The following is a 5,687-nucleotide window of genomic DNA, read 5'->3' on the forward strand; positions in this document are numbered from 1 at the left end:
TGCGTGATGCTCGGTTCGCCGAAGCCGGTCACGCCGACGTATCCGCCCGATTCGCCGCTCGCGAAGATCAAGCGTTGAGACGGGGCAGGTGAAGCAATGAGTGTCATCGACAAACGTGAACGCGACCTGTACGGGATGCTGCGTGCGCTCGACCGCGCGCAGGTTGCGCGGATTCTCGTCGAGAAGCTGCCCGAGACCGTCGAATGGATCGCGGTCAACGATCGCCTCGGCCGCGCGGCGGCCGCGTTCGAAGCGCGCGACTGACGCCAATCCCGGCACTGGAATGAAAAAACGCCCGACCGGCAAACCGGTCGGGCGTTTTCGTTTGGGCGCGTGGCCGGTGGCTTACTTGCCGACGCCGGACTTCGCGATCTGCTGTTCGACGTACTGCGCGAACAGTGCATGCAGGCGCGTCGTCGGGTGGACCGTGTCGGCGAACATGTAGGTCTGGTCCGCGTTCGCGACCGTGTAGGTCTGCTGCGAGCAGAACAGCGACGAGCCGAATGCGGTTGCGTTAGCAACGCCGTACTGCGTGGCGGCCTGGACCATCGCCTTCAGGTTACAGGCGGTGTCGGTGTTCGACACGGCGAAGCCGTTCGCCTTGTAGTTCGCGAGGATGCCGTCCTGCCACGTGAACGTGTCGAGCAGCACGTACTTGGTCGTGTCGACCTTGAGTGCCTGCAGCGTCGCGGCGAGCGTGCCGTTGAACAGCATCGACAGTTGCGTGAGGGTCGTCTGCGTGCCGCCTTGCAGCGCGAGCGGCGTGCCGCCGATATCCGGCACGTTCGACACGAACACGTGCGTTGCGCCGGCGGCGACGATCTGCTGCACGATGCCCGCAAGCTGTTGCGCGGCGGCGCCGATGTTCTGCTGCAGTTGCGTCGGCGTGATCGCGCCGGCCTGCAGCGCCGCGACCTGGTAGAAGATGTCGTTCGCGCCGCCGTTCAGCAGCACGACCTGGCCGGCGTTGAAGCTGCCGTGCTGCGCCACGTATTGCTTGACCTGGTCGGCGATCGGCGTCGTCGTTGCCTGTGCGTAGTCGGCGTTCGGCACGCTGGCGTCCGCGTGGCCGATGCCCGGCTGTTGCGTCACGCGCGAGCCGCCCTGTGCGTAGCCGAGGCCGCCGGTGGCCTGCAGCGGAATGCCGAAACCGCCCTGGTTCGCGGGCTGCAGCGTGTCGCCGTAGTATTGCGCGACGTTCTGCGTCCACACCTGGCCCGGGTTGGTCGTGAAGCGGCCGCCGCCGAAGCCGAGCTTGATCTGCGAGTAGGTGCCTGCGTCGGACAGGCTGTCGCCGAACGACACGACCTGCATTTTCACGCCCGACGGCGGCGTGTTCGATGCGCTGTTGTTGTTGTCGTCACCGCCGCCGCATGCGGCGAGCAGCGCGAGCGCGGCGCCGGCGATCGCGACTTGCGCGGTGCGCAGCATGCGCTGACGGGTGCGGGCGGGTGCGTGTTGTTGTGTCTGCATCGTTCGATCTCCTCGTAGATATGGCCTGATGTGTTTCTCATCTGCCGCGTGCCTGCTCGGTTCCGGGCTGCGCGGCGGCCGTTGGCTGAAACGGTTTATTGGTCTCGCGCAGCCGCAAGCGGCACGGTGCGCGGATCGGGGTTCGCGGCCTCGGCAATCTGCGCATGATAAGCGCTCGCCCATTCGGGCGGGCCGAAAATCGCGCGCAGCTTGTTGCGCCAGCCGTCGACGCGCAACGCGTCGCCGGCCATCGACACCCACTCGTGGAACGTCGCGACGAGCGGGTTGTTCGAGCCGAGCCGCTCGACGATCCCGTACTGCGGCGGATCGTCGGGCGTTTCCTCGACATAGCTGCCGAACAGGCGATCCCAGATCACAAGGACGCCTGCGTAATTGCGGTCGATGTAGCGCGGGTTGCGCGCATGGTGCGCGCGGTGGATCGACGGCGTGTTCAGCACGTATTCGAGCCAGCCGAGCTTGCCGATTGCCTGCGTATGCACGAAGAACTGGAACGCGAGGTTGATCAGCACGATGCCGACGACCTGTTGCGGTGGAAAGCCCGCGAACGCGAGCGGCAGCCAGAACACCCACATCCCGGCGACCGGGTACATCAGGCTCTGGCGGAACGCGGTCGAGAAATTCATCCGCTCGGACGAGTGGTGCACGACGTGCGCGGCCCACAGCCAGCGCACGCGATGGCTTGCGCGATGGAATACGTAGTAGAGGAAATCCTGCGCGACGAACAGCACCGCGAACGACAGCCAGCTGTCGTGCCACGTGAACAGGCGATAGTGCCGGTAGCAGTACGCATAGACGGGGATCACGAACAGCCACGCGATCTTGTCGGCGCCCTGGTGCATCAGGGCGAGCGCCGCGTTGCACAGCGTGTCGCGCCACGCATAGACGTGGTCCTGCGCACGAGTGCGGGCGAGGTGCCAGGCCTCCCACGCGATGCAGAGCAGGAAGACGGGCGCCAGCGCGAGCAGAAGCAATTCGACGTCGAATCGCATGGGCGTGTCTCCTTCTTTCCCCTGCAAGCCTTGAGGCCGGGCGTATGGCCCGTTGTAGATATCAGTCAGGCCAACAGCCTACGCAATCGCCACGCGCTAGGCGAGGGGGGAGCGTAGAGGGTTCCCTCTGAGGACAGGGTTTTTACGGAAGCCGCGCGGCACGGGGCCGGGCGGTATGGCCCTGTTTTACGGGCGCGGGCGGCACGCGGTGCGTCGCGCGCCGGTGGCGGCTACCGTTTCAAACCGGGGCGGGCGGGATTCGGTGTGCGGGGGTGCCGTCAGGCCGCCCCGGCGGCCCGCCGGAGCGACCCCGTTGTACGCGTGCCGCCCCGATGCGGAGGCGAGTCGATGCGCACCGGCAGCGGGCCACCGGCGCGCCATGTGTCGCGGCGCGGAAACGTCAGTGCGCGCCCGCGTAGATCCACTCGAGCAGCGAGTCGTGCGCGGCGCGCGCGGCTTCCGCGTGATCGTTGTTGATGAAGCTCACGACGATGTAGCTCTGGCCGTCCGCACCGGCGACGTAGCCGGCGATCGCGCGCACGTCGCGCAGCGTGCCGGTCTTGATGTGCGCGTTGCCGAGCACGCCGGCGTTGGTGAGGCGGTTCTTCATCGTGCCGTCGATGCCGGCGATCGGCAGCGAATCGACGAAGGCCTGCGCGACCGGGCTCGCGTTCGCGGCCTGCAGCAGCGCGGCGAGCGACAGCGCGCTCACGTGCTCTTCGCGCGACAGGCCCGAGCCGTTTTCGAGCACGAGGTCGGGCATCGCGATGCCGTTCTTCTGCAGGAACGCCTGGATCACGCGGCTCGACTGCTCGGGCGTCGCGGGCGGCTTGCCGCTGACCGCGCCGATCGTCAGGAACAGGTTGCGCGCCATCACGTTGTTGCTGAACTTGTTGATGTCGTAGACGATGCTGCCGAGCACCGGGCTTTGATGCACGGCGAGGGGCCGCGCGGTGGTCGGCACCTTGCCTTCGCTCACCGGCCCCGCGATCGTGCCGCCGTCCTGCTGCCACAGCGCAAGGAAGCCGCGCGCGAAGAACGTCGTGTGATCGAGGATCGCGAGGTTGGTCGTGTGCGCGCCGCAGCGCAGCGGGTAGTCGCCGGCGAACGAGGCGGTCATGATTCCGCCGCCGGCCGTCAGCGTCGGACGCGCGGCCGCCGCGGCCGCGCTGCACGAGCCCGAGCCTTCGACCAGCTGGTTGTCGATCGACAGGTCCGCGAGCGGCGGCAGCACGTCGACGGCCACCTTGCCGTCGTCGCCCGGCGTGACGGTGAACGACACGGCCTTGAACGCGTACAGCAGCGGATCGGGGCCGACGTTGTACGGCGCGCTCGCGTCGTCGTCGAACGAAGGGAGATCGCGCGTCGAGGTCGCGAAGTAGCTCTTGTCGAGCACCAGGCCGCCGGCCACGCGCTTGACGCCGGCCTTGCGGAGCTTGTCGACGAGGTCGATCAGCTCTTCGGGCACGAGCTTCGGATCGCCGGTGCCCTTGATGTACAGGTTGCCCTGCAGCGTGCCGTCGGGGTCGATCGTGCCGTCCGTGTAGGCGGTCGTGCGCCAGCGGTAGTCGGGGCCGAGGATCGACAGGCCCGAGAAGGTCGTCACGAGCTTCATCGTCGACGCGGGCATCATCGGCCGGTTCGCATTCCACGCGATCAGCGGTTCCGGATCGCCGACGCGCTCGACGACGACGCTCATCGCCGACGCCGGCACCTTCGCGCGCTGCAGCGCGACGAGCACGGACGCCGGCAGGCCGGCCGCGCGTGCGGCGGGCGACACGACTGCGGTCTTGCGCGCTTCCTTGTGGGATTTCTTGCGGGCCTGCGCGGATGGTGCGAAGGCGAGGGCGGTGCAGGTGGCGACGATGGCGGCCGCCCGCAGGCAGACGCGGGCACGGGGGGCGAACCGGGTGGAAAGATCGGAAATCGGCATGAGCGAATACGGGAGAAGCACGACGTTCGGGCAGGGCGCGCGCGGCGCCAAAGCGCACATTGTAGAGACAAGTCCGGACAGCCCCCTTGCAATCCGCCTTTCTGTTGCATTGCATGGTGCCGCGGGCCCGGTTCGCGGCGCTACAATGGTCGGCGTGTTTGACTCGCCCCATGGATGCCTGTCCCGATGCGGATTCTGCTTGTTGAAGATGATCGAATGATTGCCGAAGGCGTGCGCAAGGCGCTGCGCTCGGACGGCTTTGCGGTCGACTGGGTGCAGGACGGCGACGCCGCGCTGACGGCGCTCGGCGGCGAGACGTACGACCTGCTGCTGCTCGATCTCGGCCTGCCGAAGCGCGACGGCATCGACGTGCTGCGCACGCTGCGCGCACGCGGGCTGGCGCTGCCGGTGCTGATCGTCACTGCACGCGACGCGGTGGCCGATCGCGTGAAGGGGCTCGACGCGGGCGCCGACGACTACCTCGTCAAACCGTTCGACCTCGATGAACTGGGTGCGCGGATGCGCGCACTGATCCGCCGCCAGGCCGGACGCAGCGAATCGCTGATCCGTCACGGCGCGCTGACACTCGATCCCGCTTCGCACCAGGTGACGCTCGACGGCGCGCCCGTCGCGTTGTCCGCGCGCGAGTTCGCGCTGCTCGAGGCGCTGCTCGCGCGGCCCGGCGCGGTGCTGTCGAAGAGCCAGCTCGAGGAGAAGATGTACGGCTGGGGCGAGGAGATCGGCAGCAACACGGTCGAGGTCTACATCCACGCGCTGCGCAAGAAGCTCGGCTCGGACCTGATCCGCAACGTGCGCGGGCTCGGCTACATGGTCGTCAAGGAAAGCTGACGCGTGAGGTCGATTCGTCATCAATTGCTGATCTGGCTGCTCGCGATCGTCGTCGCGGGCGTGGGCCTCGCGGGCTGGCTCATCTACCGGCAGGCGCTCGCCGAAGCGAACGAACTGTTCGACTACCAGTTGCAGGAAATCGCAGCGGCCTTGCCGTCCGAGCCGTTCTCGCAGGTGTTCGGTTCGCGCACCAACGGCGACGAAGGCATCGTGATCCAGATCTGGAACCGCAACGGCGTGCTGATGTACTTCTCGCATCCGCGTGCGCCGATCGCGCCGCGCGCGGAGCTCGGTTTCTCGACCGAGCGCACCGACCGCGGCGAATGGCGCGTGTACGGCGCGATCGTCGGCGACAACGTCGTGCAGCTCGCGCAGCCGCTGTCGGTGCGCAACCGGCTCGCGGCGAACGTCGCGCTGCGCAC

The 5,687-nt window shown here is 67.8% G+C and carries 4 protein-coding genes and 3 pseudogenes; 4 read left to right on the forward strand and 3 right to left on the reverse strand.

Going from position 1 to position 5,687, the window contains the following annotated elements; translation table 11 throughout:
* A pseudogene (locus G3O00_RS39230) lies at positions 1 to 78 on the forward strand (cupin domain-containing protein); the annotation flags it as partial.
* A gap of 42 nt (positions 79 to 120) precedes the next feature.
* Positions 121 to 264, forward strand: a pseudogene (locus tag G3O00_RS39235) (Sua5 family C-terminal domain-containing protein); the annotation flags it as partial.
* Between the two features lie 81 nt (positions 265 to 345).
* On the opposite strand, the gene G3O00_RS39240 reads toward G3O00_RS39235, so the two are convergent.
* The 3 genes from G3O00_RS39240 to dacB all read right to left on the reverse strand — a co-directional run bounded on the left by G3O00_RS39240 (position 346) and on the right by dacB (position 4,416).
* Positions 346 to 1,473 carry an SGNH/GDSL hydrolase family protein gene (locus tag G3O00_RS39240; RefSeq protein WP_011353062.1) on the reverse strand — a complete coding sequence of 376 codons (1,128 nt, stop codon included), beginning with the start codon at positions 1,471 to 1,473 and terminating at the stop codon, positions 346 to 348.
* Positions 1,474 to 1,568: 95 nt separating this feature from the next.
* Positions 1,569 to 2,483 carry a sterol desaturase family protein gene (locus tag G3O00_RS39245; protein ID WP_206146206.1) on the reverse strand — a complete coding sequence of 305 codons (915 nt, stop codon included), beginning with the start codon at positions 2,481 to 2,483 and terminating at the stop codon, positions 1,569 to 1,571.
* Between the two features lie 400 nt (positions 2,484 to 2,883).
* Complete coding sequence (gene dacB, locus G3O00_RS39250; protein ID WP_206146207.1) at positions 2,884 to 4,416, reverse strand: D-alanyl-D-alanine carboxypeptidase/D-alanyl-D-alanine-endopeptidase; 1,533 nt, start codon at positions 4,414 to 4,416, stop codon at positions 2,884 to 2,886.
* Positions 4,417 to 4,602: 186 nt separating this feature from the next.
* On the opposite strand from dacB, the gene G3O00_RS39255 reads away from it, so the two are divergent.
* Both G3O00_RS39255 and G3O00_RS39260 read left to right on the forward strand, forming a co-directional pair.
* Positions 4,603 to 5,265, forward strand: coding sequence for a response regulator (locus tag G3O00_RS39255; protein ID WP_021164091.1), 663 nt, complete (start codon positions 4,603 to 4,605; stop codon positions 5,263 to 5,265).
* A gap of 3 nt (positions 5,266 to 5,268) precedes the next feature.
* Positions 5,269 to 5,687, forward strand: a pseudogene (locus G3O00_RS39260) (two-component sensor histidine kinase); the annotation flags it as partial.

It is taken from the genome of Burkholderia sp. Ac-20384 (assembly GCF_017104605.1).
Classification (GTDB): Bacteria; Pseudomonadota; Gammaproteobacteria; order Burkholderiales; family Burkholderiaceae; genus Burkholderia; species Burkholderia lata.